Origin of the sequence: Pseudomonas sp. EMN2 (genome assembly GCF_009650555.1) — a bacterium.
GTDB classification, from domain to species: domain Bacteria; phylum Pseudomonadota; class Gammaproteobacteria; order Pseudomonadales; family Pseudomonadaceae; genus Aquipseudomonas; species Aquipseudomonas sichuanensis.
In genome coordinates, this window is record NZ_VZZR01000085.1 from 12,226 (window position 1) to 37,940 (window position 25,715).

Here is a 25,715-nt window from a genome sequence, read left to right on the forward strand (position 1 = left end):
TCGCGGGGCAAGCCCGCTCCCACGCCCCACCTATCGTGGGAGCGGGCTTGCCCCGCGATGGGGGGCGTCTGGCGGCCCATGACGTTCACCGCCCCGCCAGCGGTTGGGCCAGCAGCTGCATGCGCTGGGCGATGGCGGCGGGCGGCGCGTCGGGGCGGATCTTGCTCCAGCGCTTGCCGGCCACGTCACCGGCGATCAACTGCGTGGAGTGCTGCTCGGGGCTGGGCAGAAACTGCCCCAGGCGCCCCAGCACCAGGTCGACGCTGGCCTTGTCGCCAGTGAGGAACAGCCAGTTCGGCCCGTCCACCCCCTGCTTCTCGGCAAAGGCCTTGAGCACTTGCGGGGTGTCGTTGAGCGGGTCGCTGCTGACCGAAACGAAGGTCACCTGCCCCGCCAGCTCAGGCCCCATGGCCTCGCGCACTTCGCGCAGCTTGCGGGTGATCAGCGGGCAGGCGTCGTTGCAGTGGGTGAAGATCACGTTGAGCATCACCACCTTGTCCTTCAATACATCGCTGTAGAAGCGCAGCTCGCGGCCGTTCTGGTCTTTGAGCACAGTGTCGGTGAACCAGGTCTGCGCATCACGGGTGCCGCCACCGCTCGCCATGGCCTGCGGTGCCGGCTGCGGCGCCGGCGCATGGCCCTCGTGGGCGAACGCCACCGAGGCGAGGATCCACAGGCAGGCCCCCAGCACCACCCAGTCGAAGCCGCGCATGCTGGCGCGGCGTGTGCTCAGGCTGCTCATGGCTGCACCTCCTGGCCGGCGATTGCCGTGCTCTTGGCATGTACCCGCCGTGCGCTCAGGCGGTTGACCTCGGTGATCAGCACGTTGGGGTCGGTGAAGCCGTAGAAGCGCGTCCAGTGCCCGCTGCGCCCGTCACCCACCAGGATCAGTGGCGGGTGTTCACTGAGGTTGGCGCTGAAACTGCCCAGCCCCTTGAGCGTCTCGGTGATGGCGTAGGGTGACCCGGTCAGCCAGCTCCAGCCCGGGCCGCGCTGGAACGCCTTGGCGTAGTCGGCCAGGCGTTTGGCGTCGTCGCGCTGGGGGTCGACGCTGATCGACACCAGGCGGATCTCCTCGCCCACTCGCCCACCCAGCTGCTGCTGGACCTTGCCCATGATCGACGAGACCACCGGGCATACCGTGGTGCAGCTGGTGTAGATGAAGCCCATCACCACCAGGTGGTCGCCCACCAGGTCCTTTTCCAGGCGCACCGGCATGCCGTTCTGGTCCAGCAGCGCGACATCGGCAAAGCGCACGCTGGCTTTTTCCTGGTGGGCGGCGGGCGGTGCCTGGGGTGCGCCGCCGTGATCATGGCCGGCGTGGGCCAGGGCCAGGTCGCTGGCCAGCAGCAGGCTCAGGGCAAAGAGTTTTCCGGCATCGACAGGGTTCATCGCAGACTCCTGGGTTCCCCTTGGGAAGCGGTAGGCGCCGTGGCGGCCGGCAGCACGCGCAGGCTGGTGTAGTTGTCTTCGGCAAACTTGCGCCCCAGGCTGGGCGACTGCACATGCAGGTACCAGGCGCCGGCTTCGGCCAGCTCCAGGGAGGCCTGGTAGACGCCCTCGCCCACTTCGGTCAGCGGCAGGCTGCGCGGCAGCGACGACGGCGCGAGGAAGTAGCGCAGGCTCAGGTCGCGCAGGCCCGGGCGTGGCTTGCCGTCCTCGCCGAGGATGCGCACCTGGGCCACGAACGGGCTGTTCTGCAGCAACGGCTGTTCGGTGCCGAGGAACTCGGCGTGCACCACCTTGCGCAAGCCGGCGTCCGGCAAGGCCGCCACCTCGGTGCTGAAGCAGTGGATGATCTGCGGCTGGTTGAGCAGGAAGGCCACATCGAAAGTGCCGGCCGCCGGCAACTTGACCGTGGAGCCGTATACCCCCGGCGCCACCTCGCGCAGGCTGCGGTCGATGACGATGGCCGCGCGGGCCTGGTGGCCGCGGTTGTTGTAGCCCGACATCGGCGCGTTCATGCCTTCGGCGTAGAAGTAGGTGGTGTTGTCCACCGGGTTGACCACGAACACCGAATTGTCGTCGCGCGACACGCTCACCCCCTGGGCCAGCGGCAGGTCGCCGGCCTGGCGCGGCGCGGCGGGGCCGGCCTCGAAGCCCTGGACGATCGGCGTGCGGCCCTGGCCGAGGCTGGCCAGGTTGATCATGCTGACTTTCGGCGAGGCCAGGCCGCGCACGTAGGCATAGCCCTTGGTGAAGGTCAGCTGGTAGGGCTCAGCGGCCACCGGGATGCGGTGGATCAACTGGTCGTTGCTGGCGTCGATCACCAGCGCCTGGTTCTCCAGGGTATTGAGCACCACGCCGAAACGCCCGTCGCTGCTGAAGCGCATCGGCCCCAGCCCCGGTTCGGCCTGGACCGTGTGGCGCACATGGTGGCTGCGTGCGTCGATCACCCGCACCGTGCCCTCCTGGCCATCGACCACGTACACCGCCTGGGACAGCGCCGAGTAGGCCACCGACAGCGGGTGCGGGCCCACCTTGAGGGTTTGCACCAGGCGCATGGCGGCGGTATCGATCACGCTCAGGGTGCCGCCGTCGCGGTTGCTGACGAAGGCGTAGCGCGAGTCGGCGCTGAAGGCGATCTCGTGGTGGCCGGAGCCGGTGACGAAGGTCTTGAGCATGGTGCGGCTGGGCACGTCGATCACCGTCACGCCGCCCTTGTCCGGATCGCTGCTGTTGTTGCCCACCCACAGCAGGCGCTGGTCGGGCTGCAGGGCCACGCGCAGGGGCTGTTCGCCGGCATCGAGGGTGGCCACGCGGCGGAAGGTTTCGGTGTCGATCAAGGCCACCTGGTTGCGTTCGGGCATGGACACGAACACCTGGCGGTCATCGCGGGTGGCGACCCAGTCCATGGGCCGGCCCGGCAGGTCGATGCGCGCCAGGGTGCTGGTCACCCCGCCCACCGACACCGTCGGGTCGATCACCGTGAGGCTGGCGTCCTTGTTCAGCACCAGCAGGAAGTAGCTGTTGAGGTCCAGCAATGGCCGGGCGCCGATGCTGCTCTTGAGAAACAAGGCCACCCGCGCCTTGCAGCTGCTGTCGCGGTCGCCCACCGGCGCCGACTGCGCCGGGTCCAGCCAGGCCCCCGGGGCCATCCCCGACAGCGGTTGGCCACTGGCCTGGTCGCTGACCTTGAAGCGGATGCTGGCGAAGTCGCCTTCGCGCAACTGGGCGCCGGCCAATGGCCGCGCCTCGAACTCCACTGTCACCCCGTCGCGGCTGAGGCGGTGCAGGGCTTGCGGGTCGGTGGGCTGCTGCAGCAGCTCGCGCGGGTCGCACCAGAGTTTTTCGTAGGCGACGCCCAGACCGATCAGTGCCCAGCCCAGCACAAGCCCCATGTAGGCGGGGCGCAGTTTGCGGTTCATGGGCAGGTACCCTTGTCGACCAAGAGGCAGGCGTGCACGCACGGGGCTATGACGGAAAGCGGGGTAACCATGCTGCACCTCCAGGTAAGACAAGGGTCTGCGGAGGCTGTAGCAAGCGCTATGCCAGGAATAATTTTGTTGTTTATCAGCTAGTTGGGATGACAACCCGAGAGGATTGGGGAGGTTGCCCCAAGCTGATTCCCCGAAGCCGGGGCCGGGTGCCGGCCCCGGAGTGGTCAGTGGGCAAGGCCCAGTTCGGCGTCATCGAGCAGCGCCTTGGCCAGGGCGCTCAGGTAATGCGCCGCCCAGACCATACGCGGGTCTTGATCCATCACCCCGACCAGGGTCAGGTGGCGGACGCAGTCCAGCAGTTCGCTGGCTTGATCGCGGGCGTGTTGACAAGGGATGCCGGGCTCGATGCGGAACAGGGGTTGGCGGTTGCTGCCTTCGCCCTGGGTGAAGGTGGTTTTGCCGACGGTGGTATGGGAGGTGTCTGTAGGCATGGGGATCTCCTTGAAACGCGACACAACCGTCAGTGCAGGGTTTGCGGGTGCACCGTCAGCTGGATCTGGGCCAGTGCGGATTCCAGCTGGGTACGCACGGTTTCGATTTCGTGCAGTACTGCCAGTACCAGCATCGAGCCTGGGGATTTGAAGATCAGCGGGATGGCGTGTTGGACGATGGCCTGGGCGCAGAGCACGTGTTCGTGGGTCTGGACCAGGGTGTCTTCGAGGAAGGGATGGAAATGGGGTGGGTCGGGGACGATCTTTAACATTTTTAGATCCTTTCTTTCGGGTTGGACTGCCACAGACCTGCTGTCAAACAGAAAGGTGGCAGCTGTGCGTGGGTTGACAGACCGGATGAAAGAAAGGAAACACCGGCGCACGCGAGCGTGCCCACACGCACAGCCGCCATCGAGCGCGAAGCTAGTGCGCATTCTTTCAATTGCGGCCTGTCAAAGCCGAGTCGCTGATGTGCAGCGACCTGGCGAGACTAGAGGGCGGAAATTGCCGCCGCAATGGAAAAAAGGCGCGGGGAGTATGTTTGGGAAATGGACTACAGGGAAGCCGCTAAATCTGATTAAACAGGGTCAGCGGTTTGCCTTGGAGGCGCCTGTCTTGGGATCGCATGTGGGCCACCAGGTGAAGGGCGACAGCTCTGCAGCGTTCTCAAGATCGAGCGCCGCCCGCGCGGCGCTCGATCTCATAGGCGCTGCAAAAACACCGGCAGGCACTTGGTGGCCCTCACCCAATCTCCCGCCCTACACCTGGAGGCCCACCCCAAAACAAAAGGGCCGCCGCGATCCCCCGCGGCAGCCCTCCAACACCCCTCCCCCTACTGCGCCGGCGCCGTCGCTGGCGGCGGCTCATTGGTCACCCGCAAGATCCCCCACAACCCCGACATGTTCCCGTACGCCGCATAGTCACGGAACAGGTAATCCCCCGGCACCGCATTCCCGCCCCCGGCGCTGGACAGCATGAAGCTGAAGTGCGCCGCCGGCAGCACACTTTCCTGCGCGCCGATGAACATCGCCATGGGGTTGTAGCCGAAGCGCACCGAACCAATACCCGGCAAGCCCATGGGGTAACCGTCGATATCGCTCTTCTCGGCCTGGTAGTTGTGCAGCGGCCACAGGTGCCCATCGAGCTGGTAGGTAATACCGCGGCTGCCACCGCTGGGCATCAGCACGTGCTTGCGCATCGGCTGCCCGGGCTTGGCGTACAGCACCGGGGTCTGCGGGTCGCCGCCAACCAGGGCATTGCTGTAGGCCATGTGCGCATTGGGCACGTCGGCGAAGCCCAGGCCGTCGGCATGGCCGAACGGCGCGTCCGGCGCCAGGCCGAAGCGCAACCACAGCGGCTCGGTCTTGTAGTTCATGGCCATGTTGCCGTTGTCCTTCGGATCCCCCGGGACGCCATTACCCTCGGTGGCGATGCCCTCCACCGGGCGGCCATCGGCCCAACGCATGTTCAGCGAGCGCTGCCACACCGTGACGAAGTCGCGGTAGTCCGGCTGGCCGCTGACCTTGACCGTGGCCTGGGCGCGGCTGGCCGCGTCCTCGGTCCAGGTGGCGGTTTGCGGCAGGATGCTCATGGCACCGACCAGGCCCTTCTGCGGCTGCTTGATGAAGTCCGCCGGGGCCAGGTTGAGGCCGCCAAACTCGATGGCGGTGGTGTTGATGTTGTCCACCGTGCGCCCCAGTTGCAGGGTGGGTTTACCTTCGCGCTCCAGGTGCCCGGCGTAGTACTGGTACACCCGGCTCGGGTAGGCACCACTGTTGCCGGCCCGGGGCGGTACGGTCTGCACCGGGTTGGCGCCGACGTTGGCACCGTCGGACTTGGTGATGTCGTAGGCCAGCAATTGCGCGTGCAGGCCCACGTGGCTGGAGGGGCGCATCAGGTTGTTGTTGAAGGCGGTGGAGCCTTCACCGTCGAAGCGGTCGCGCTTGACCACGTTCTGCATCACGGCAGTGCTCGGCAGGTCGGGCATCACCAGCGGCAGGCGGTTCTCCAGGGTGATGCTGATGCACTCGCCGGCATTGGCCCGCAGCACCAGCGGCTCCACCGGCACCCCGGCCTTGAGCTTGCCGGTGCCTGGGTCGAGGTCGGCCTTGCGCACGTACAGCACCGCGGTCGGATCGTGCAGCGGCGCGCTGTGGCCGCCGATGGTGAAGGGTTCGCCATCCTCAGGGTCGACCCCGCTGACCAGCGGGATGCTGGTACGCCGGCTGTTGAACACCAGGGTGCCGCCGTTGGCCTTGAGCGCGCCGCCGACGTGCTGGCCGATGCCGGCCGGGTCGTTGATGCTCACGCCGTGACGGTTCTCGAGGATGTCGTTGGCCAGGGCCGCGACAATCTCGTAGCTGCGCTTGACCGTCGGCCGGGTCCCCACGCCATTGGCGTTGGCCGTGGTTTTCGGGCAGATGCCGTCGAAGTTGACGGTGTTGCGCATGGCTACCGGTTGCGGGTTGTTGGGCAGCGCGAACAGGTCGGCGCGCTGGGCGGTGTAGTTGCGCATCACGCCCCAGATCCCGTTCCAGTAGCCTTCCAGGGCGGCGTCCATGGAGTACAGGTAGTCGCCGTTGGTGGCGGCGGAGCTGGAGATCATCGACACCGGCGCCATGAAGCCCATCTGCTCGGAGATGCCGATCATCTGCGACGACTTCCACCCGGAGTTGGAACTGTTGCCGAAGCCCGAGCCGTTCTGCAGCCACTTCACGCCGTGCAGGGTGACGTTGTGCTCCTCTTCATGGCCGCCGGCATGCAGGCGCAGGCGCACGTTGTCGCCGCTGTAGGTACGCAGCATCGGCGTGAACGGGTCGCCCGGCTCGCTGCCGGCCTTGTTGATGTGCGGCGGGAACTGCGTGGTGCCGCCGGTGGGGCCGACCGCCTGGGTGATCGCCGAGGGCGCCAGGTTCATCGCCGGGATGGCGCGGTCGGTACGCGACTGCAGGGCGTAGGCCAGGTCGCCGCCGAGGCCGTCGGCCTGCATGCCGCGCTTGCCGTCCGGGCCGACCTTGTTCGGGTCGTACACGCGCAGGGCCAGGGGCTCGTTGCGGTAGTTGACGACGAACATGCCGGGGTCATCCACCGAGATCGCCTGCGGGCATGGCCGGCTTGGGCAACCGGGGTTCAGCCCGCCACGGGACTCGACCACCGATTCCAGCAGGTTGGAAGCGGCCTGGCGCACCGGCGGGTTGATGGCGTAGCGGAAGCTGTCGGCGGTGGCCGGGTAGCTCTGGCCGTCGGGGATGCCGTTGGGGCCGGCGCCCACGTACACACCGGCTTCATAGGCGTGCTGGAAGTCGCTGTATTCGAGGAAGAACTCGCGGTAGCTGTCGTTCTTGCCGTCGCCGTCGTGGTCGCCGGTCTGGATCACCGCCTGCCACGAGGTCGGCCCGCCGTCCTGGCGGGTCGCCGGGTTGTACAACTGCTCACCGGTTTCGGCGTGGTACCAGGTGGACCCGGCAGGTTCGGCCAGCACGGTGGCGTACAGCCCAAGCTGCTGGTGGGTCGATGGGCCGAGGTGGTCGTGGGTGAAGATGGTGCCCAGGCCACGGTCGACGTTATGCACGTTGACCAGCGGGTCGGCGAACCAGCGTTGCATGGCGGTGCGCGCACCGAGCCAGTCGGCCCGGCCGAAGCGGCCGAAGTACGGGTGCTGCTTGGCTTTCGGGCAGGCGGCGGTGCCTTCGCGGGCATCGCCCTCGGTGCAGTTGTTGAAGCTGCGGATGGCGTGCACGCGCTCGACCACGCTGCCGGGCGAGAGGATGCCGTCCTCGTAGTTCCAGCCGTTGGCCGAGCCGTCGGCGGCGGTCAGGTCCCACTTGGGCAGGTGGATGTGCTGGCCGATCACGTCGGTGGGGGTGCGCACCTGATAGTCGTCCATCTCATAGAACGACGGGATCAGGTTGGTGTGCACGTACTGGGTGCAGTCGAAGGTGTTCATGCGCATCACCAGCGGCTCCGGCGGGCGCTGCTTGGTGATCACCGGCCAGGCGTCCTCCCACAGGGCGAGGATGCGCGCCTGCGGGAAGTGGTAGCCGACCTTGTTGTACACCGCGTCGAACTGGATGTTGGCGGCCTTGTAGATGCGCGGCCGGTCGGCGGTGAAGGCGGACGAGCCGCGGAAACTCATGCCGGTCAGGGTCTCGCCACTGTTGAACTCGCCCACCCCGGAGGACTGGGTCAGGCGCTTGCCACGGTCATCCATGCAAGGCTCGTAGAACGGCGCGCCGGCGGTGGGCAAGGCGCCGTTGGTGCGGAACGCCTTGGCCACCGGCGCGCCGCCAGGGACCAGGGCGAAGCTTGGGTGTTCGGCCTTGGCATGGAACTGCATGGCCGCCTGCTCCACCTCGGTGCCCTCTTCGGGCAGGTAGATCGGCTTGGCCTTGTGCAGCACCTTGGAGAAGTCCAGCCGGGTGGTGGTGGTGACCGCCTCGCCACCGGCGGACACGCCGTCCAGGGCGTGGCGGCCGAGGCCACCGTCCCAGCCATCGACCTGGTTGGCGTCGAGGTTGGCCCACAGTGCCTTGCCGCTGTCCTTGAGCTGGCGTGCCAGGGCCGGGTCGAGCATGTCCAGCGGCGGGGTTGGCGGGCGCTGGCCGACGCTGCTTTCCATGCCGCCGATCCAGAACGGATAGCCGGGGTTCTTCAGGCTGCCGTCGGCGTTGCGGTTGCTTTCGCTGCGATCGACCAGGGCCAGGGAGCCCACGGCGCGGGGGGTGGCTGGTTGATCGGAATGATCGTCGTCGCCCTCCTCCTCGTCATCATCGTCGTCATGCTGGGCCACCAGCGTCTCTCCGAGCTTGGGCACCACGGTGACCTTGCCCGGCATCGGCGCCATGGCCTTGCCCGGCAGCGGCACGATGGCCGGGATCGGCGTGCCGGCGATGATTTCGCCGTCGGGCAAGGCCCGCGCGCCATTGGCCGGCTTGCCGCTGCGCAGGGCGAACGGCGTGCTGTGGTAACCGTTCTCGCCCTCGCCGCTGACCTCAAGCCTGGTGCCGGGCTCGAACACATCGTGCACCCGCCACATGGCCCACATGCCCTGGGCGAAGTGCGGGTAGAAGTGGCAGTGGTAGATGGCATCGCCCGCTACCCGGTTGCGGTTGCCCGAACCGCCGTTGGCGATTTCGTAGGTGTAGCCCACGCCCGGACCGATGCCCTGGGCGTCGATGTAGTCGGAGTTGTCGTCGTTGGGGTTGAACAGCCATTGGTGGCCGTGCAGGTGGAAGATGTGCTGCTCGTGACCATTGTGGGTGTTGCGGAACTTGGTGAAGTCACCGATGTAGCTGTGGTGCACGTTGGCAGGCTCGGCCGGGTACAGGGCCATGGTGGCCTTGACCCCGATGGCGCTGGCCGGCGGCACTTCGCCCGGGCGGATGCGCTCCAGGCCGACGTTGGCCGGGATATCCACCAGGGTGCCGATATCGCCGACCGTGTGGGCACTGAGGAAGAACTCCTCGTAGGCGCATGACAGGCAGTCGTGCATCGGCCCTACGCCGAGCCGGTTGGCCACCACCTCGGCGCCCATGCCTCCGGAGCCGTAGTTGATCATGAACGAGTCGCGGGTCGGCTCCAGCACATGGCCCATTACCGGGTCCGCCCAGTAGCCGGGGAAGGCCTGGGTGCCGGCCACTTCGTCGGCGAACTGCGCGGCGAAGTCGCGGAACGCTTCCAGGCGGTTGGGCAGCGCCGGGTTGCGCTTGCCGACGCTTTCCAACGGGTAGGTGTTCTTGGGGAAGCTGCCGTCGGGGTTGGGGCCCATGACGATGGCGTCGGTCTCGCTGTTTAGGATCTCGTAGGCGTTGACCTTGGCGAAAAAAGACTTGCCGGCCTTGCCTTCGGCGATCCAGGGTTCCAGCTGCGGGTAGCGCGCTTCGTAGTTGATCACCGGCTGGCCGGTGGCGGTGCGGCCGGTGGTGGCCAGGCGCATTTCTTCTTCGGTGAGGGTGTTGCGGTAGGTGCGCCCACCTTTGGGCACTACCGCCACTTGGCCAAACAAACCATTGGCGACGTTGCCCGCACCGCCCTGGCCGCCGAAGGTGGCGCCCTGGCTGGTCACGGCGAAGGCGCCTTCGCGCTCGGCGTACAGGGTGTAGCTGCGGGTGCCGCCGGGGGCGACCAGGAAGTTGCCGTTGCGCCCGGTGTTGGCGGCGATGTCGGCGATGCTGGTGACCGCCTGCATGCCGTTGACCTGGAAGCCGACGTGGCGGTCGGTGACCTGCTCGTCGGCGATGAAGTGCTCGCCGCCTTCGGCGTCCGGCAACTCGACCTCTTCGCCCTCCTCGCCTTCGGGCTCCTCGGGTTCGATGCCGTGCTTGTTGGGGTTGGCCTGGTAGGCCAGCAGGTTGGTCAGGTTGACCGTCAGGCAGTCACCGGCGGCCACCCGCAGCACGATCGGCCGCGGGCGCTTGTCCGGGCGCAGGGTGACCTTGCCGGGGACGGCCGCGCCGCCTTTGCTCAGCGGCACCAGGTGCTCGTCCACCACATCCTGGCGCAGGGCGAACAGCATGCCGTTGGCATTCTGCGCACCGAGGCGGTTGTACATCAGCGGCTGGTCGAGGGCCACCACGTTGGCGGTCAGGGTGCGCTGGCATTGCACGGCCGCTTCGCCGCTTTCCTGCCAGCCCAGCAGGGCCAGCACCAAGGTGGTCAGGGCGGGGCCTTTGCGAGGGGTCGTCATGGGTCACCTCCGAGGGGCGCAAGGACTCTGCGGGGAGGTGAGCAAGGCTCATGCCATTAAAATTTTCTTTTTATTTCAATAGCTTGGATCTAGCCGTAGTTACCAATCGGGGAAGATCACCCAATTGAGGCCCTTAATCGGGGGGCATCAGCGCTGCATGCAGCGCTGGTAGCGTTCGTCCACTCGTCCGGCGAACCAGGCCGTGGTCAGCTTGCGGGTGATCTTCGGGCTTTTCAGCTCGATCCCCGGCAGCACCGCGCGCGGCAGCGGCTTGCCTACTTTGCCTTCGGCCAGCCGGAACACGCCCTGGTACAGCTCGGTTTCTTCAAGGTCCAGGCTACCCTCCTGCTCCAGCTGCGAGCGAATCTGCGGGTTGCGCAACCCGAGCTTCGGCCCCAGCTTGCGCGCCGCCTGCTCGGTCTTGCCGGGCAGGATCGCACCGGGGGCAATCAGGTCGCCGTCCAGTGCCAGCGTGGTCACACTGGCGCGGCCCAACGCCGCCTGGAACGCCGCGTTGCGGCTGGCGTACCAGCCGGCGTTGAAGTCGGCGAAGCGGTACAGCGGGCGCTCGTAGTGGGTGGAGTAACCCAGCAGGTGGGCGATGCCGAAATACATGCCACCGCGCCTGCTGAATACTTCCTGGCGAATCGTGCCTTGATAGGCGTAGGGGTAGCCTTTGGCATGCTGCTCGGCAAAGTCGATGCTGACCTGCATCGGCCCACCGGTGTGCACCGGGTTGAGACCGTCGAGCAAAGTCCGGCCGAGGGGCAGGCGGCCGATCACTTCGTCATACAGGGCGCTGAGCTGTTTTTCGCTGCGCACCGCGAGCAGCCGCTGCTGGTAGGTCTTGCCGTTGCTGGAAGTTGTTTGCAGTGCGCCGTCGACCAGCAGCTTGGGGATATGCAGGCGCGCGGCGCGGCGGTCGATCTCCTCACGGGCGATACGGCCCAGGTTGGGCACCTGCGGGTCGGCGTTGAAGGTCGACTCCTGCTCGGTCACCGCCAGCACGGCGCACAGGTTGGCCTTGCTTGGCGCGATACCCTGGGCCTGGAACGCCACCTGGATGTCCTCGGCCCAGCCCTGGCGATCCTTGACCTGCGCCGGCAACAGACGCAGCAGCTGGGCGCGGACCTTGGCCGGGTCGGCCTCGGCGGCCTCCTCGCGGCGCCCGGCGCAGCCCTGCAGCAGCCCCAGGCACAGCAGGCCGACGGCCAGCAGGCGCCCGTTCAGGGCTGTTCACCCACCAGGTAGGTCTTGCTGATATGGCGGAACAGCGGGTGGCTGGCGCTGCCCATCAGTTCGAACAGCACCATCTCGCGGGTGACGATCTGTGCCCCGGCGGCGCGCATGCGTGCCAGGCCGGCGGCCTTGCTGGCGGCGGTGCGGCTGTCGCAGGCGTCCTCGACCACGAACACCTGCTTGCCCAGGGCGAGCAGGCCGAGCACGGTCTGCAGCACGCAAACGTGGGTTTCCATGCCGCACACGATCACCTGCCCGCGGTCCAGCAGGCTGGCCGGCAGGCAGTCGGCGGCGACGCAGGAAAAGTGGCTTTTCTCGACGATGACCGCACCCGGCGCGGCGGCCTTGAGGGATTCGAGGGTGTGGCCAAGGCCTTTTGGGTACTGCTCGGAAATCACCGTGGGCAACTCCAGGTCGGCGGTCGCTGCCAGCAACCAGCGTGCCCGGGCCTCTGTGCCTGCGGGGTCGCTCATGGCGCCGATGAGTTTTTCCTGGATGTCGACCACCAGCAGCGTGGCGCGTGTTGAATCGATCAGCATTGTCAGCCCCTTGCCTGGAAACTTGTGGCCATGACGCCACACAGGCGACAAGCCTCGCCCAGGCAAGGGGTGACGTCAATCAGGCGCTGAGCCGCAACGGCTCGAGTGCCCCGGTCAGCGCGCCCAGCACACGGTCTTCATGTTCGTGAATGAAGAAGTGCCCGCCGGGGAACATCTCGAGGCTGAACTCGCCCTGGGACTCGCGGCGCCAGGCCTGCAGCTGCTCGGCGTTGGCACGGTCGGTGTCGCCGCCGAGCACATGCAGCGGGCAGTGCAACGGCGCCCGCTGGCGGTAGGCATAGCGGCCGCACAGCAGGAAGTCGGCGCGCACCACCGGCAGCGTCAGGCTCATCAGCTCTTGGTTGGCCAGCACTTCCTCGGGCGTGCCGCCCAGCTTGCGCAGTTCGGCCAGCAGCGCTTCGTCGCTCTTCGGCTCGCGCCAGTTCGCACCGTCATAGTCCTCGCGTCGGGTCGGCGCCGCGGTGCCGCAGGCGAACAGCGCCAACGGTGGCGCGCAGCCCAGTGCCTGCAGCTCGTGGGCCAGTTCGAAGGCCACCAGCGCCCCCAGGCTGTGCCCGAGCAAGGCGTAGGGGGCGTTGGCCGCCAGGCGCTGCTCGCTGGCCAGTTGCCGGGCCAGGGCCTGCATGTCGGTGTGCAACGCCTCGCCCAGCCGCGCGCCGCGGCCCGGCAGCTCCACCGGGCGCACCTGCAGCCAGGCCGGCAGCTTGCGCCGCCAGCGGCTGTAGACCATGGCGCTGGCCCCGGAGTACGGCAGGCACAGCAGGTTCACCGTGCTCACTGCGCGGCTGCGGCCATCTGTTGGCGCAGGCTCAGCGGGCGCATGTCGGTCCAGACTTCATCGATCCAGGCCAGGCAGTCCTGCTTCAGGCCGCTTTTGCCGGCCGCGCGCCAGCCATTGGGGATGGCCTTGTAGTCGGGCCAGATGGAATATTGCTCTTCGTGGTTGATCACTACCTGGAACACGATGTCGTCGCGATCGAAAACGGAAGTCATTGCCTGTCTCCTTGGATGATGAGGGCCGAATGCGCGGGGCGCAGCGTGGCTCTCAAGGAAACGAAAAACGGTTGGAGAAAATTAGCCGGTGGCACCGGTCGATGACCTGGCCTGGGCAATGGCGGCCTGAATCGCGCTGCGAGCCTGGGGGCTGTTCTTCCAGCAACTGGAGCCGACCAGGCTGGCGGCGGCTTCGACGATGTGCCGGGCGTCGGCCTGGGCCAACTGTGCCAGCGAGCTGTAGCCGAGCTGTTCCAAGCGCTGCAGCACGGTCGGGCCGACGCCCTTGACCGCCAGCAGTTGCTCACGTTCATCGGCTGAAAACGCCATCCTCACCTCCTTGTGATGTTGCGGCTTTGCAAGCGCTGCGGATGATGGCATATATCGTCTTCTGCCCGCCAACCCCGCACCTGGAGAACTCCCACATGCTCGGCGTTACCGACTACGGCGCTTTCGTGATTGCGTTCCTTATCCTCCTGGCGATCCCCGGCCCCGGCAACTTCGCCCTGATCACCGCCACCGGCAAAGGCGGCATCAAGGGCGGGCTGGCCGCCACCTTCGGGGTGATCCTCGGTGATCAGGTGCTGATGTGGCTGGCGGTGGCGGGCGTGGCCACCTTGCTGGCGGCGTACCCGGCAGCCTTCCACGTGGTGCAGTGGGCCGGCGCCGCCTACCTGGCCTGGCTCGGCTTGCGCATGGTGCTGAGCAAGCCCGGCGCGGCGCCGCGCGACAGTGGCATGGCCGGCGGGCGCTACCTGCGCCAGACCATGATGATCACCCTGCTAAACCCCAAGGCGATCATGTTCTACATGGCGTTCTTCCCACTGTTCATCGACCCGGTGAAGCACCAGGGCATGTTGACCTTCGGCTTCATGGCGGTGACCGTGGCAGCGCTGACCCTGCTCTACGGCCTGGTGGCCGTGCTGCTCACCCACCACCTGGCCGAGCGCATGCGTGCCAGCCCACGGGTGAGCAACCTGCTGGAGCGATTGGCGGGGGCTTGCCTGGTTGGGTTCGGGATCAAGCTGGCGGCAATGCGCTAGGCGCCACCCAGCAAATCGTGGGCATCCAGCAGGCGATACGCCACCTGCGGATTGCGCTCCAGGCCACGGCGGATGGCGGCGGGGATCGCCTGGCGGGTCTTGCGGCACAGGCCGGGCAACGCCTCCAGTTCGATGACGATGCCGCGCATGGTGCGCACCTCGTTGTAGCCGGGGGCGATGTGCACGCGAATGCCGAGGTTCTGGTACAGGCGCCCTTGAAGATGATGGAGGTCGTCGAGGTCCCTGAGGTTTTCCAGGCGTTCGACCAGGCGCTTTTCTTCCTCGCGGGTAAGCAGCAGGATGCGCCGACCTTCGGCCGGGCCATCGAGCAGTTGCTCGCGGCCGCAGTCGCAGGCGCCCGGGGGGCATGGGTGGCGTAGTGGAGGTTGGTTGGTCATGGGGCAAGGATAGCCTGCCCCCAGGCCTCTAGTGGCAAACCATGATAGGCAGCAGATCCAGCGGGTACTTCCTGGGCGGTGCCGAATCAGAGGGGCTGCTCATGTTGAATGCCCTGACGCCAATCTGGTGACTCTTGCCGCGGTAGTCATGCCAGACGGAGGCAGCGATAAAGCCGTCCATGTCCGGTGTGAGGGCAAGCTGCTTCACGACTGCACCGTTCTCGCCATATACGTTCAGCTCGTACATCATCCTCAGGGCGCCCCAGTTTTCTCCACGCTCCCAGCTAGCCCTCCAGCCAGACTCGGTACCGTCGCCCGCGTAGGGATGCGCACACCAATCTTTTACCGGGTCCAGCCTGGGGGTCGTCTTGAACGGTTTGCTACCGGAAATGGACGTGCCCTTTTCGGAGTGGGCTGTGTACGACAGCGTGTACTCGGTGTTCGGGCTCAAGTTTTCAATTCGCCATTTGACCGTGCCATCTTCTTTGTCAGCCGGGAAATCGAGGGTCCTTGGCGGTTGGCCTGCTACTTGTAGCGTCACCGACGTCCACAGTAAATAAGGTATAGGGGGTTGCTTGACCGTGAGGTCGGCCATGTCTGGAATGATGTATATCTCTGTTGAAAGATCGCTTGCCATTTGCGCATCCTTGACCTTGAACGTGCCATAGGGACTCGTTTGAACCACGTTATCAGTGGCTTGCTTGACGGTCACTTCGCCATGGCGAATATTGTACTGGGCGACCAGGAAGTTCTTATTATGGGCGGCGCCACTGTTGAAGGTGGGCACACTGCCGAAGCTGCCTTTTTCGATGAGATGGGTATGCCCATAGAAAATGGCCTTGACGCCATAGTCTTCGACCAATTTCTTGAATCGCTCGATATCCGCTAAGGAGTAACCATCTGTGGGATCTAACGGAGGACGATGCATATTAATGATCGGTATTTTACCTGCATCTTTCGCGGCGCGCAGCCGTGCTTCAAGCCAGTCAAGCGATTGTTTTATATCGAAAGTGAATGATTTATTGGGGTCTTCATCGGCCTTGAAGTTCCGTTGGTAAGCCGGATGATTGTGCAACTGAATGAACATGAAGTCGCTGAGCATCTTTGCATACGCCAGGCTTCCTCTCCAGAGTTGGTGGTTCGTCCAGCTGTCATAGGTGACCGTCATGTCCAGGGCTTCCGCACTTATGGCCTGGCCATGCGCGTAGGCATCCCTTACAGCATCCCGTGCACATCCATTGTACTGACAGTCATCCACATTGTTGTCGTAGTCATGATTGCCCAGGCCATAATAAACAGCAGGGCCGAGCATAGCCATCAGACCTTTTATTTCGCGAGCCTGATTGCCATGATAAAACTCAGTCAGATCGCCATTGATGAAAACAGGAACGTTCGCTGCACCGCCATTGGCGTTTCTGAAGGCATTGATATTGTTGTATTGCGCCGATATCAACTGGCGAGACAGGCTCTCGTCAAATGCGGGGCCGTCGCCACCCATATTTATTCGCGGGAATTGTGGATCGGAGGATATCACCCAGTTGAAGTGAAAAATCGGCGCAACACGTTGTGGTTCGGCTGGAGGGGGAGTTGCAAGGTTTGAGTTGCCAGCGGTCACTGCGCAGGCTGATATTGCCAGCGCAGCCGAAAGACTTATCGCTGCTCGAGTTAAGTATTTATTGTTCATTTTTAGCGTCTCGGCTGGGTATCTCCCTGCAGACTCTATTGAACAAATCTTGTACGAGGCACTGACAATTTTACTAGGTCTAGGCTTCTAGCAGACGTGTTTGACTGCGCTCAGAAACTGGCCTCTCCCCCAGCGACTGCGCCAAGCGCAGCAGGTAGCCGTCGGGGTCTTGCACCAGGAACTGGCGCAGCCCCACTTCAGCCTCTCCCACCCGGTACCACACCTCCTCGCAGGGCCTGAACAGCGGCCAGCGTTGCTGCTCGAGACGCTCGATCAGTGGCTCGACCGCCACCACGTCGATCTGCAGGTGCATGCCCCGCCCCAGGGGTTTTTCCAACGGGCCGGTAAGCCAGTTGTCATCGGGGTCGAGCTGTTCGAGCATGACCTGCGACCCGTTCAGGTCCAGATAGGCGAAACGCTGTTCCGGGCGTTGATAGGCGATGTCGAAACCCAGCAGTGAAACCCAGAAACCGAGGCTGGCCTCGAGGTCGCTGACGATCAGTTCGGGGACCAGACTGTTGCGCTTGAACATTGCGATCTTCCATGACGTGTTGGTTGGGCTGGCCGCTCACAGGGTGTCAGTGCGAACGTCGGGCGTCCACCAAGTTGGTCGCGAGGTGCTGAACGAATGCGCGGTCGGCCGCAAGGCCTCGGCCCCTTTCGCGTCAAAACACCCCAGCAGCAAAGCTACCGTAGGCGCATCGTCGATGGCGCCGAGGGAGCTGCCGCAGGTCGGGCAGAAGGCGCGGCTGGAGCCTTCGGAAGAGCGATACAGGCTCGGCACCCCGCCCTCCCCGGTCCACGACACGTCGGCCTTGTCGAACTCCACCCAGCACAGGGTCAAGCTGCCGGAGTGGCGCTGGCACATATGGCAGGAGCAGGTATGGGGAAACCGCGGCGTACCGCGAGCACTGAAGCGGATACGGCCGCACAGGCAGCCGCCGTAGTGAGTAGGCATGGGGGCGCGTCCTTGGCTGATGAAACTGGCAGGACGGTAGCTGGGCACGCTCAACTGTAAAGCGTGAAAATGTTACGGCGAAATGCAACGGCGCTATGCTGGCCTGCCAACTGGTAAAGTGCGCGCCCTCCTTTGCGCCAATGATGGAAAGCAACCGATGCACAAGATGATCGAGTTCCTCGCGGTGGTGGTGGTGTGCACCGTCATCGGCGTGGCCTGCGAACAGTACGACGTGAACCGCTACCTCAAATGGTTGCTGATGGCCCTGCCGGCGATTGTCTGGGTGCGCCTGCGCAACCCCTTCCTGCGCTGACTGGAGCCCGCATGCACGACCTGCAGCTGAACGCTGACCTGTCCCGCCCCGTGACCGTACATGGCGCCGCACTGCCGTGGTTGCCCAGCCCACTGCCCGGCGTCGAGCGGCGCATGCTGTACCGGGTCGGCGGCGAGAAGGCGCGGGCCACCTCGCTGGTGCGTTATGCGCCGGGCAGCCGTTTCAGTGCCCATGTGCACGGTGCCGGCGAGGAGTTCGTGGTGCTGGAAGGGGTGTTCGAGGATGAGCACGGCCGTTACCCGGTCGGCAGCTACGTGCGCAACCCACCGGGCAGCGCCCATGCCCCGGGCGCCAGCGAGGGCTGCGTGATATTCGTGCGCCTGCGTCAGTTCCATGCGCAGGATCGCCAGGCGCTGGTCATGCAGTTACCCGCGCAGGGCGGAAGGCTGTTCGAAAATGACCATGAACGGGTCTGGTTGGAAGTGCTGCAACCCGGTGAAACCTGCTGCTGGGACAATGGCCGTGGGCTGGAGCTGCTGGTACTGGCCGGCCAGTTGCACGGCACGGCGGGCAGCCTGCCGACCTGGAGCTGGATGCGCCTGCCGGCGGGGCAGGCCGTCGAATTCAAGGCCGGTAGCGAGGGCGCGCGGGTCTGGCTTAAAGAGGCCGCGCTGAACCTGGGGGACTAAGCCCCGCCCAGCGCCTCACGGAATCGGCGGGTGCTGGCCGCCGCCAGCAGCAGCCCGACCACCGCCACGCCCCCGCCGACCATGCCGATATTCGCCACACCCGCCTGGCTGCTGACGATACTGCCCAGTAGCGCGCCACCGCCGATGCCGATGTTGTAGATGCCCGAGAACAGCGCCATGGCCACGTCGGTGGCGTCCGAGGCGAGCTTGAGGGTCTTGGACTGCAGCGACAGGCTAAAGCTCAAGATCGCGATGCCCCAGACCATGCTCAAGCCAGCGAACAGGTAGAAGTTGCCCGACAGCGGCAACAGCAACAGCAGGCAGGTCGCCAGCGCACCGATCGAACCGACCAGGAAGCCATGGGGGAAGCGATCGCTGTAGCGACTGAACAGCAGCGAACCGAACACGCCCGCGCCACCGAACAGCAACAGCAGCAGCGTGGTGCGCTCGCCGCCGATCTGCGCCACGTGCAGGGCGAAGGGCTCGATGTAGCTGTAAGCCGTGAACTGCGCGGTGATCACCAGCGTCACCAGCACATAGGTGATCACCAGCGCCGGGCGCTTGAACAGGATCGGCAGGCTGCGCAGCGAGCCCGAGTTCTGGCTGGGCAGCAGCGGCAGCGATTTCATCAGGCAGAGCATGGTCCCCAGCGCCACCCCGGCAATGCCCAGGAAAGTCACCCGCCAGCCCAGCGCCTCACCCACCACCCGCCCCAGCGGAATACCCATGACCATCGCCAGGGTGGTGCCGGTGGCCAGCAGCCCGAGGGCCTTGGCCTGCTGCCCCGGCGGCGCCACACGCACCGCCAGCGACGCGGTGATGGCCCAGAACACCGCATGGGCCAGGGCGATGCCGATGCGGCTGACCAGCAGCATGGCGAAGCTTTGCGCCTGCCACGACAGCACATGGCTGACGATGAACACCAGGAACACCAGCAACAGCAGGCGGCGGCGCTCGATGTTGCGGGTCATCAGCATCATCGGCAGCGAGGCCAGCGCCACTACCCAGGCGTAGATGGTCAGCATCAGGCCGACCTGCGCGGTGGTCATGTCGAAGCTGCGGCCGATGTCGCTGAGCAGCGCCACCGGGACGAACTCGGTGGTGTTGAAGATGAACGCCGCCAGCGCCAGGGCGATGACGCTCAGCCAACTGCCGGTGCCGGCGGTGGGCGGCATTGAAGTAGGTACGGGGCCATTCATGTGAAGGGGTGTTTCTCCGCGGGCAAGGCAACAGGGCGCGCGTCGGCGGCCGGGGATCAGGGCCGTTGACGCACGTGTTGTTATTGGAAGGATGCCGGGCATGGTACGCATCAAGGGCGGGCGTCACAACCACAGGGCGCGGCCATGGCAAGACGCCACAACGCAATCGCGGGGCAAGCCCGCTCCCACGACCATCAATGCCGTCGTGGGAGCGGGCTTGCCCCGCGATAAGATCAGGACTGCAACGTCGCCATGTCGATCACGAACCGATACTTCACATCCCCGACGATCATCCGCTCATAGGCCTGGTTGATATTGCGGATATCGAGCATCTCGATATCACAACTGATCCCGTGCTCGGCACAGAAATCCAGCACCTCCTGGGTTTCGGCGATACCGCCGATCAACGAACCGGCCAGCACCCGGCGCTTCATCACCAGGTTGGCAGCATGTACCGGCGGATCCACCGGCTCGATCAGCCCGACCAGAATGTGCACGCCACCAAACGCCAGGGTTTCCAGGTAGGGGTTGAGGTCATGCTGCACCGGAATGGTGTCGAGCAGGAAGTCAAAGCGCCCGGCAGCGCCACGCATCTGTTCGGCATCGGTGGACACAATCACATGGTCAGCGCCCTGGCGGCGCGCTTCTTCGGCCTTGCTCGCAGAGCGGGTGAACAGGGTCACTTCGGCGCCCAGCGCCTTGGCGAACTTGATGCCCATGTGGCCCAGGCCGCCCATGCCCAGCACGCCGACCTTGTGGCCGGGGCCGACGCCGTGGTGCTTGAGTGGCGAATAGGTGGTAATGCCGGCGCAGAGAATCGGCGCTGCGCTGGCCAGGTCCATGCCCTGGGGGATGCGCAGCACGAAGTGTTCGCTGACCACGATGCTGTTGGAGTAGCCGCCCATGGTGTTGCTACCGTCCACACGATCGGGGGTGGCGTAGGTCATGGTCGGGCCTTGCAGGCAGTACTGCTCGACGTCCTGGCGGCAAGCCTCGCACTGGCGGCAGGAGTCGACCATGCAGCCCACGCCGACCAGGTCACCGACCTGATAGCGGCTGACTTTTTCACCTACTGCTGTGACGCGGCCAACGATCTCGTGGCCCGGCATCAGCGGGTATACGGCAATGCCCCACTCGTTGCGCGCTTGGTGAATGTCGGAGTGGCACACGCCGCAGTAGAGGATCTCGATGGCGACATCATCGGCGCGCGGGCTGCGGCGCTGGAAGGTCATGGGAGCCAGGGGGCTGCTGGGGGTCTGGGCGGCGTAGCCGATGGCGTTGTACATGGGGGAACCTCGAAGAGTGAAACGATTCAGGCGGCGCATTTTGGGCGTCCAAACCGCCCTCGCCCATCGCCGATTCTCCGGCATGCATGCCTGATTCTCCGGAATCGCCAGGCCACCTCTGGCGCTGAACTGCGATTCTGCGAAGATGCCACTGTCCGATTCTCTGCCCAGGTTGATCATGCACCTCACCCGCCACGTGGATGCCAACGCCACGCTCTGCTCATTGATCCGCGGCCTCGCCACGCGCCCAGGCTTCGTGCCAACCGCCCTGCCCCAGGTGCAGGTGCTGACCTGGGACCACTACGTGGCCAGCAGCCCGCAGATCTACGAGCCGAGCCTGATCATCCTGGCCCAGGGCAGCAAACTGGCGCGCCTGGGGCCGCGCACCCTGGAGTACGGCGCCGGGCATTACCTGATCCAGGCGCTGTCGGTGCCGTTCATGTGCGAGACCTTCGCCACCCCGGACGCGCCGCTGCTAGGTGTATCGGTGGATATCGACCGGGCGCAGTTGGGGGAGCTGGTGCAAAGCATGAACCTGGCACCGGATGCCGCGGTGCAGGTGCAAACCCCGCAATCGATGAGCTCGGCGGCGTTGGACGCAGCCATGCGCGGCAGCGTCGAACGCCTGCTGCAGTGCCTGCAAGACCCGCTGGACGCCAAGGTGCTGGGCCCGGCACGGGTGCGCGAGGTGCTCTACTGCGCCTTGCGCGGACCACAGGCCGGGGTTTTGCGGGCGCTGGTCGAACAGCAGGGACACTTCGCTCGCATCGGCGCCGCCCTGGCCTTCTTGCGCGAGCACTACGCCGAAGCCCTGAGCGTGGAAGAGCTGGCCAGCCGGGCCAACATGAGCGTGTCGACCTTCCACGAGCACTTCAAGCGCAGCACCGACCTGGCGCCGATGCAGTACCTCAAGCGCCTGCGCCTGCTCAAGGCCCAGCAGATGCTGATCGGCGAAGGCCTGGGCGTGGCCCAGGCGGCGCACCGGGTGGGTTATCAGAGCACTTCGCAGTTCAGCCGCGAGTACAAGCGCGAATTCGCCCGCAGCCCAGGGGAAGAACAGCCGTACCAGAGCTTGCCGGTGTGAGGCCTCGCCTTTGTTGGCAAGCAATCGCCAAAGTGTGCATTGCCCACCAAGACAGTCGATGGATTGATCAATCGGGAGTTTGATGCTCCCTACATTACTGCTACATGTTTATTTATTTGCGCCACCCCAGGAAATTACCTACATAAAACTCATAAACACCTCACAAATAAAAAATAAATATCTCGCTAGCGAGTTTAAACATCAATCAGCAATACACATCCAGAAACACCAACACTTCGCACGCCACTCAAACCTGTTCTAAGTTTCATCTGCGCGCACTCTCACCCAGCAGAAAACTTAACGACAACTGCTGACCCAAAAACGTCATTGAGGACATCACGATGACTTTTGAAAAAGCCTCCTCGGCCGGCGATTCGCAAATCGGCTGAGCCTTCTGCAGAACCGGGGTTATCTAAACCCCCGGTTCTGCACCACCTGCATTCATTCTTCTGAGGCGCATGCACATGACCATGCACATGACGTTATGCCTTAAGCCAACTATCATTCCTTACCAACTTGACGGCCAAGTAGTCCTTCGTTTCAACGGCCAATATGCCAAGATTCCAGACCCGCACGGTGCGGTGTGGGACTTCATCAACACACTGGACGGCAACACGCCTGTCGATGAGCTGGCCAGGGCGGTCGCCCGCCGCCACCCTTGCACCACTGAAGCAGCCATCCAGCAGGTAGCAAAGGACCTTATCCAGCACCGACTGCTTGAAGTACCTACGGCATTGCAGTCCACTTCCCTGTCAACTCATGACCGTTCACGGTTTTCGCGGAACATTGATTTCTTCGGTTCCATGATGGCTGCTGACGAAAACAAGTTCACTTATCAGGAGGCCCTGCGCTGCGCGAGGATATGCGTGCTTGGCTGCGGCGGCCTGGGCACTCACGTGCTGTTCGACCTGGTTGCCCTGGGCATTCATGACCTGACCATCCTGGACTTTGACAGCATTGAACTCAGCAACTTGAATCGCCAAATACTTTATAAAGAATCTGACATTGGAAGTGCCAAGGTCGATACAGCCAAGCAGCGACTGCTCGAATTCAACAGCCACCTTCATATCCGCACACATGCGACCCGCATCGCCTCATCTCAGCAGTTGGCCGATATCGTCGCGGGCCATGACCTGGTGATCTGTGTTGCCGACAAGCCCGCAAACTACATGGCCGACTGGCTAAATGAAGGCTGCGTCCAACAGCAAGTACCCTTTATATCGGGTGGCCTGGATGTCCGCCGCTCAGTCTTCTACTCCGTTGTTCCTGGTGTTTCGGGTTGCGGCGCGTGCTGGCTGACGTCAGCACGAAGCAAGAGCGCCACGGTCAATTGCATTTCGACCATGGCCAAACAGTACGACATCACCTACCAACACCCCGGGCCGGCACTGGTGCCTCTGGTCGCAGTGACAGCGGGCATGATGGTCAGTGAATGCGTCAAGATCATCACGGGTTGCCAGCCCCCTCAGCTGACCAACAAGCTCAAGGAGTTCACCTTCGATGACCTTGGTGTCGGCATTGCCGAAACGTGGGAAAGAAGACCGGACTGTGCGGTGTGCGGTCACCTGGTGCATACGCCGATGCCATCGGCACGCACGGGGACTCAATGAATGCTCAAACTGTTGGCGTCCTATTTCACCACCGCCACCTGCTCCTGGGTGATTGCCTTTCTCATACCGCTGTACATTTATGAGCAAACTGGCTCTCCGGTCTGGACGTCCTCGGCCTACCTTGTCGCAATAGCACCCTATATCCTGGTCACACCCTTTGCCGGCGCATGGAGTGATCGCTTTAGCAAGCGCCGGCTTCTGGTCGGTGGCGACCTGCTAAGCCTGGTGACAGGGCTTGTGCTGTATGCCGCGCTACAGCTGTTATCAGGGTTGCTACTGTGCAGCGTGCTGCTGCTGCTCACCTTCCTTTTGACCAGCGTACGCGCTACCCATCACCCAGCGTTCCAGAGCATCGCGCCCTCGATCATCGAGAAAGGGAGGCTGCATACCTTCAATGCGGTCGTTAACGCCAGCGACAACATGATCCGCATTGCAGCCCCCCTCGGTATTGCGGCAGCCCTGACCTTGACCAGCAAGGACCAGCTTCTCATCCTTGCCGTCCTGGGTTTCGCGATCTCCTTGCCGCTTTGCTATCAGCTCGAGGAGCGACACAAACCACAACCGACCAGCCGCCCTATCCTTCGCGAAATCAGTACCGGTTTTTCCTATGTCATCGAGAACAAGGAGCTGCGTGCACTGGTAACGCTGTTCTTTTTCTGCAACTTCGGTTTCGCGCTGATCGGCGCCAGCCTGGTCTATCTCTACACCAGCATCCTGGCGGTCCCCTCGACGCAGTTGGGCTATTACTACGGACTCATCAGCTGCGGCGCAGTTGCAGGTTCCCTACTGGGGGCGATGCTTGCAAAACGCTGTCAGGCTGGCGCTCTGATCAGGCACAGTTGCCTGCTCGCCGGACTGTTCACGCTCGCCGGAGCCTTCACGCAAACGCCTTGGTCACTGTCGGCATTCTGGGCGCTCTCCACTTGCTGCCAGTCGGTAGTGGTCATTGCCTTCTTCACCTACCGGCAGCAGACCGTACCGCAGGCGATCCTGGGGCGCACGGTTGGCGTGACGCGACTGATCGCCTATCTCGCCATCCCGCCTGCAAGCCTGCTGAGTGGGTGGTTGCTTCTGCACTTCTCCAGCAGTGCGCTGGTTCTGGCCTCAGGTGGCATCTGCATCACCCTGGCCTCGTTGCTCGCCTACTCGGGCTCCGTCGCGACGCAACCGTCCCTGGAACCCTGATCATCACCCGTACACATCACCGCACCACTGCCAAGGAACTTCAAAGGCCTCAGTATGACCAGAACCAATCCCTTGATCCGCAACAGCCCCCAGAATGCAACCGTCACGATCCTGCCAGCGTGGGGTGAATGGTTGAGCGACGAAACGCTGCACACCCTGATCGATCACCCATTGCTCAAAGCCATGCGCTCAGGATGCGTTTCCCTGGAGGGCATGCGCCAAGTGCTGACGCAGCATCACTTTTACGCTCGCCACTTCACCCGCTTCCTTTGCGCGATCATCAGCCGCCTCGACTCACTCGACGACATCAAGCTGCTGATGGCAAACCTTCTGGAAGAAATGGGCGTCGAGGGTGACCACGACGCCACCCACGCGGAACTGTTTCAAAAGACGCTTCGAAGCGTGGGTGCCACGCCGCTGACAGAGGAACCTTTACCTCAGACCGCCGACCTGGCACGCACCATTCTGGGCTTGTGCCGCCAAGATGATCCTGCTGAAGGTCTTGCTGCCCTGTGCCTGGGGGCAGAGGCTATCGTGCCGCTGATCTATCCGCCCATGCTGATGGCGCTGGAGCACCTGGGCGTCAGCGAAGCGGGCCAGGAGTTCTTCCGTTTACACATCGACGAAGACGAAGACCATGCCCTGAAAATGCTGGGCATCCTCAAGCGCATGACGGATCAATCACCCGCAAGGAAAACGCAGGCAATCGCGGCCGGGCACCTGGCGATCGCCAAGCGATGCGACATGTTCGACGCCATCTTGCAAAAACTGATCGACGATCAATGCTCTGGGGCACCCATGCCAATGCAGGGCAGGTAATACGGCGCGCAAACGCAAGAAGGGCGACCCTTGCGGGTCGCCCTTCTTGATGCCCGGATACCGGGACTTTGTTTGGTAGGCACAATTGGACTCGAACCAACGACCCCCACCATGTCAAGGTGGTGCTCTAACCAACTG

At 64.3% G+C, this 25,715-nt stretch carries 24 protein-coding genes; 7 read left to right on the forward strand and 17 right to left on the reverse strand.

The annotated features are described in order from the left end of the window. Positions 1-85 precede the first annotated feature (85 nt). The 11 genes from F6X61_RS21935 to F6X61_RS21985 form a co-directional block, all read right to left on the reverse strand. On the reverse strand, positions 86-742 hold the full coding sequence (locus F6X61_RS21935) for an SCO family protein (protein WP_153788512.1): 657 nt from the start codon (positions 740-742) through the stop codon (positions 86-88). Further along, the gene (locus F6X61_RS21940; protein ID WP_110996310.1) at positions 739-1,392 is read right to left on the reverse strand and encodes an SCO family protein; all 654 of its coding nucleotides are present in this window, start codon (positions 1,390-1,392) and stop codon (positions 739-741) included. Before F6X61_RS21940 ends, F6X61_RS21935 begins: the two co-directional genes overlap by 4 nt. Continuing rightward, a complete protein-coding gene (locus F6X61_RS21945; protein ID WP_153788513.1) occupies positions 1,389-3,368 on the reverse strand; it encodes a cytochrome D1 domain-containing protein in 1,980 nt (659 codons plus the stop codon). Before F6X61_RS21945 ends, F6X61_RS21940 begins: the two co-directional genes overlap by 4 nt. A gap of 236 nt (positions 3,369-3,604) precedes the next feature. Further along, positions 3,605-3,871, reverse strand: a complete 267-nt coding sequence (locus tag F6X61_RS21950; RefSeq protein ID WP_153788514.1) for a DUF3077 domain-containing protein — start codon at positions 3,869-3,871, stop codon at positions 3,605-3,607. 29 nt (positions 3,872-3,900) lie between these two features. Continuing rightward, positions 3,901-4,143 (reverse strand): hypothetical protein, encoded by a 243-nt coding sequence (locus F6X61_RS21955; RefSeq protein ID WP_153788515.1) that lies wholly within the window; start codon positions 4,141-4,143, stop codon positions 3,901-3,903. A gap of 560 nt (positions 4,144-4,703) precedes the next feature. Next, positions 4,704-10,556: a manganese-oxidizing multicopper oxidase MnxG gene (gene mnxG, locus F6X61_RS21960; protein WP_153788516.1), complete on the reverse strand. Its 5,853-nt coding sequence runs from the start codon at positions 10,554-10,556 to the stop codon at positions 4,704-4,706. 147 nt (positions 10,557-10,703) lie between these two features. After that, positions 10,704-11,786 (reverse strand): DUF1615 domain-containing protein, encoded by a 1,083-nt coding sequence (locus F6X61_RS21965; protein WP_306109341.1) that lies wholly within the window; start codon positions 11,784-11,786, stop codon positions 10,704-10,706. Then, positions 11,783-12,334 (reverse strand): hydrolase, encoded by a 552-nt coding sequence (locus F6X61_RS21970; RefSeq protein ID WP_153788518.1) that lies wholly within the window; start codon positions 12,332-12,334, stop codon positions 11,783-11,785. Before F6X61_RS21970 ends, F6X61_RS21965 begins: the two co-directional genes overlap by 4 nt. A 79-nt stretch (positions 12,335-12,413) precedes the next feature. Next, on the reverse strand, positions 12,414-13,133 hold the full coding sequence (locus F6X61_RS21975; protein ID WP_153788519.1) for a thioesterase II family protein: 720 nt from the start codon (positions 13,131-13,133) through the stop codon (positions 12,414-12,416). Further along, a complete protein-coding gene (locus tag F6X61_RS21980; RefSeq protein ID WP_153788520.1) occupies positions 13,130-13,348 on the reverse strand; it encodes an MbtH family protein in 219 nt (72 codons plus the stop codon). The genes F6X61_RS21975 and F6X61_RS21980 overlap by 4 nt, the downstream gene beginning before the upstream one ends. An 81-nt stretch (positions 13,349-13,429) precedes the next feature. Beyond that, positions 13,430-13,678, reverse strand: coding sequence for a helix-hairpin-helix domain-containing protein (locus F6X61_RS21985; RefSeq protein WP_153788521.1), 249 nt, complete (start codon positions 13,676-13,678; stop codon positions 13,430-13,432). A 95-nt stretch (positions 13,679-13,773) separates the two neighbouring features. Between F6X61_RS21985 and F6X61_RS21990 the strand changes: the two genes are divergently transcribed. After that, entirely contained in the window at positions 13,774-14,391 is a 618-nt protein-coding gene (locus F6X61_RS21990) for a LysE family transporter (RefSeq protein WP_110994761.1), read from the forward strand. On the opposite strand, the gene F6X61_RS21995 is transcribed toward F6X61_RS21990, so the two are convergent. The 4 genes from F6X61_RS21995 to F6X61_RS22010 all read right to left on the reverse strand — a co-directional run bounded on the left by F6X61_RS21995 (position 14,388) and on the right by F6X61_RS22010 (position 17,431). Continuing rightward, entirely contained in the window at positions 14,388-14,789 is a 402-nt protein-coding gene (locus F6X61_RS21995; protein ID WP_153788522.1) for a hypothetical protein, read from the reverse strand. The genes F6X61_RS21990 and F6X61_RS21995 overlap by 4 nt on opposite strands. 28 nt (positions 14,790-14,817) lie before the next feature. Next, entirely contained in the window at positions 14,818-16,473 is a 1,656-nt protein-coding gene (locus tag F6X61_RS22000) for a metallophosphoesterase (protein WP_153788523.1), read from the reverse strand. Between the two features lie 79 nt (positions 16,474-16,552). Beyond that, positions 16,553-17,005 (reverse strand): VOC family protein, encoded by a 453-nt coding sequence (locus F6X61_RS22005; protein WP_153788524.1) that lies wholly within the window; start codon positions 17,003-17,005, stop codon positions 16,553-16,555. A 36-nt stretch (positions 17,006-17,041) separates the two neighbouring features. After that, complete coding sequence (locus tag F6X61_RS22010; protein WP_153788525.1) at positions 17,042-17,431, reverse strand: GFA family protein; 390 nt, start codon at positions 17,429-17,431, stop codon at positions 17,042-17,044. A 157-nt stretch (positions 17,432-17,588) separates the two neighbouring features. Between F6X61_RS22010 and F6X61_RS22015 the strand changes: the two genes are divergently transcribed. Beyond that, positions 17,589-17,744, forward strand: a complete 156-nt coding sequence (locus tag F6X61_RS22015; protein ID WP_153788526.1) for a hypothetical protein — start codon at positions 17,589-17,591, stop codon at positions 17,742-17,744. Between the two features lie 11 nt (positions 17,745-17,755). Beyond that, positions 17,756-18,394 carry a cupin domain-containing protein gene (locus F6X61_RS22020; RefSeq protein WP_153788527.1) on the forward strand — a complete coding sequence of 213 codons (639 nt, stop codon included), beginning with the start codon at positions 17,756-17,758 and terminating at the stop codon, positions 18,392-18,394. On the opposite strand, the gene F6X61_RS22025 is transcribed toward F6X61_RS22020, so the two are convergent. Both F6X61_RS22025 and F6X61_RS22030 read right to left on the reverse strand, forming a co-directional pair. Then, complete coding sequence (locus F6X61_RS22025; RefSeq protein ID WP_153788528.1) at positions 18,391-19,593, reverse strand: sugar transporter; 1,203 nt, start codon at positions 19,591-19,593, stop codon at positions 18,391-18,393. The genes F6X61_RS22020 and F6X61_RS22025 overlap by 4 nt on opposite strands. 233 nt (positions 19,594-19,826) lie before the next feature. Then, positions 19,827-20,879: an NAD(P)-dependent alcohol dehydrogenase gene (locus F6X61_RS22030; protein ID WP_153788529.1), complete on the reverse strand. Its 1,053-nt coding sequence runs from the start codon at positions 20,877-20,879 to the stop codon at positions 19,827-19,829. Between the two features lie 178 nt (positions 20,880-21,057). Between F6X61_RS22030 and F6X61_RS22035 the strand changes: the two genes are divergently transcribed. The 4 genes from F6X61_RS22035 to F6X61_RS22050 all read left to right on the forward strand — a co-directional run bounded on the left by F6X61_RS22035 (position 21,058) and on the right by F6X61_RS22050 (position 25,577). After that, entirely contained in the window at positions 21,058-21,963 is a 906-nt protein-coding gene (locus tag F6X61_RS22035) for an AraC family transcriptional regulator (protein ID WP_153788530.1), read from the forward strand. A 464-nt stretch (positions 21,964-22,427) separates the two neighbouring features. Continuing rightward, the gene (locus F6X61_RS22040) at positions 22,428-23,573 is read left to right on the forward strand and encodes a ThiF family adenylyltransferase (protein ID WP_256671402.1); all 1,146 of its coding nucleotides are present in this window, start codon (positions 22,428-22,430) and stop codon (positions 23,571-23,573) included. After that, positions 23,574-24,758, forward strand: a complete 1,185-nt coding sequence (locus F6X61_RS22045) for an MFS transporter (RefSeq protein WP_153788531.1) — start codon at positions 23,574-23,576, stop codon at positions 24,756-24,758. 54 nt (positions 24,759-24,812) lie between these two features. Next, a complete protein-coding gene (locus F6X61_RS22050) occupies positions 24,813-25,577 on the forward strand; it encodes a TenA family transcriptional regulator (RefSeq protein ID WP_153788532.1) in 765 nt (254 codons plus the stop codon). Positions 25,578-25,715 lie beyond the last annotated feature (138 nt).

What these genes read in the sequence shown, in the direction of transcription:
- F6X61_RS21935 (WP_153788512.1), bottom strand. Translation starts at nt 742, where the DNA reads ATGAGCAGCCTGAGCACACGCCGCGCCAGCATGCGCGGCTTCGACTGG.
- F6X61_RS21940 (WP_110996310.1), bottom strand. Translation starts at nt 1,392, where the DNA reads ATGAACCCTGTCGATGCCGGAAAACTCTTTGCCCTGAGCCTGCTGCTG.
- F6X61_RS21945 (WP_153788513.1), bottom strand. Translation starts at nt 3,368, where the DNA reads ATGAACCGCAAACTGCGCCCCGCCTACATGGGGCTTGTGCTGGGCTGG.
- F6X61_RS21950 (WP_153788514.1), bottom strand. Translation starts at nt 3,871, where the DNA reads ATGCCTACAGACACCTCCCATACCACCGTCGGCAAAACCACCTTCACC.
- F6X61_RS21955 (WP_153788515.1), bottom strand. Translation starts at nt 4,143, where the DNA reads ATGTTAAAGATCGTCCCCGACCCACCCCATTTCCATCCCTTCCTCGAA.
- mnxG (WP_153788516.1), bottom strand. Translation starts at nt 10,556, where the DNA reads ATGACGACCCCTCGCAAAGGCCCCGCCCTGACCACCTTGGTGCTGGCC.
- F6X61_RS21970 (WP_153788518.1), bottom strand. Translation starts at nt 12,334, where the DNA reads ATGCTGATCGATTCAACACGCGCCACGCTGCTGGTGGTCGACATCCAG.
- F6X61_RS21980 (WP_153788520.1), bottom strand. Translation starts at nt 13,348, where the DNA reads ATGACTTCCGTTTTCGATCGCGACGACATCGTGTTCCAGGTAGTGATC.
- F6X61_RS21985 (WP_153788521.1), bottom strand. Translation starts at nt 13,678, where the DNA reads ATGGCGTTTTCAGCCGATGAACGTGAGCAACTGCTGGCGGTCAAGGGC.
- F6X61_RS21990 (WP_110994761.1), top strand. Translation starts at nt 13,774, where the DNA reads ATGCTCGGCGTTACCGACTACGGCGCTTTCGTGATTGCGTTCCTTATC.
- F6X61_RS21995 (WP_153788522.1), bottom strand. Translation starts at nt 14,789, where the DNA reads ATGACCAACCAACCTCCACTACGCCACCCATGCCCCCCGGGCGCCTGC.
- F6X61_RS22000 (WP_153788523.1), bottom strand. Translation starts at nt 16,473, where the DNA reads ATGAACAATAAATACTTAACTCGAGCAGCGATAAGTCTTTCGGCTGCG.
- F6X61_RS22005 (WP_153788524.1), bottom strand. Translation starts at nt 17,005, where the DNA reads ATGTTCAAGCGCAACAGTCTGGTCCCCGAACTGATCGTCAGCGACCTC.
- F6X61_RS22010 (WP_153788525.1), bottom strand. Translation starts at nt 17,431, where the DNA reads ATGCCTACTCACTACGGCGGCTGCCTGTGCGGCCGTATCCGCTTCAGT.
- F6X61_RS22015 (WP_153788526.1), top strand. Translation starts at nt 17,589, where the DNA reads ATGCACAAGATGATCGAGTTCCTCGCGGTGGTGGTGGTGTGCACCGTC.
- F6X61_RS22020 (WP_153788527.1), top strand. Translation starts at nt 17,756, where the DNA reads ATGCACGACCTGCAGCTGAACGCTGACCTGTCCCGCCCCGTGACCGTA.
- F6X61_RS22025 (WP_153788528.1), bottom strand. Translation starts at nt 19,593, where the DNA reads ATGAATGGCCCCGTACCTACTTCAATGCCGCCCACCGCCGGCACCGGC.
- F6X61_RS22030 (WP_153788529.1), bottom strand. Translation starts at nt 20,879, where the DNA reads ATGTACAACGCCATCGGCTACGCCGCCCAGACCCCCAGCAGCCCCCTG.
- F6X61_RS22035 (WP_153788530.1), top strand. Translation starts at nt 21,058, where the DNA reads ATGCACCTCACCCGCCACGTGGATGCCAACGCCACGCTCTGCTCATTG.
- F6X61_RS22040 (WP_256671402.1), top strand. Translation starts at nt 22,428, where the DNA reads ATGACCATGCACATGACGTTATGCCTTAAGCCAACTATCATTCCTTAC.
- F6X61_RS22045 (WP_153788531.1), top strand. Translation starts at nt 23,574, where the DNA reads ATGCTCAAACTGTTGGCGTCCTATTTCACCACCGCCACCTGCTCCTGG.
- F6X61_RS22050 (WP_153788532.1), top strand. Translation starts at nt 24,813, where the DNA reads ATGACCAGAACCAATCCCTTGATCCGCAACAGCCCCCAGAATGCAACC.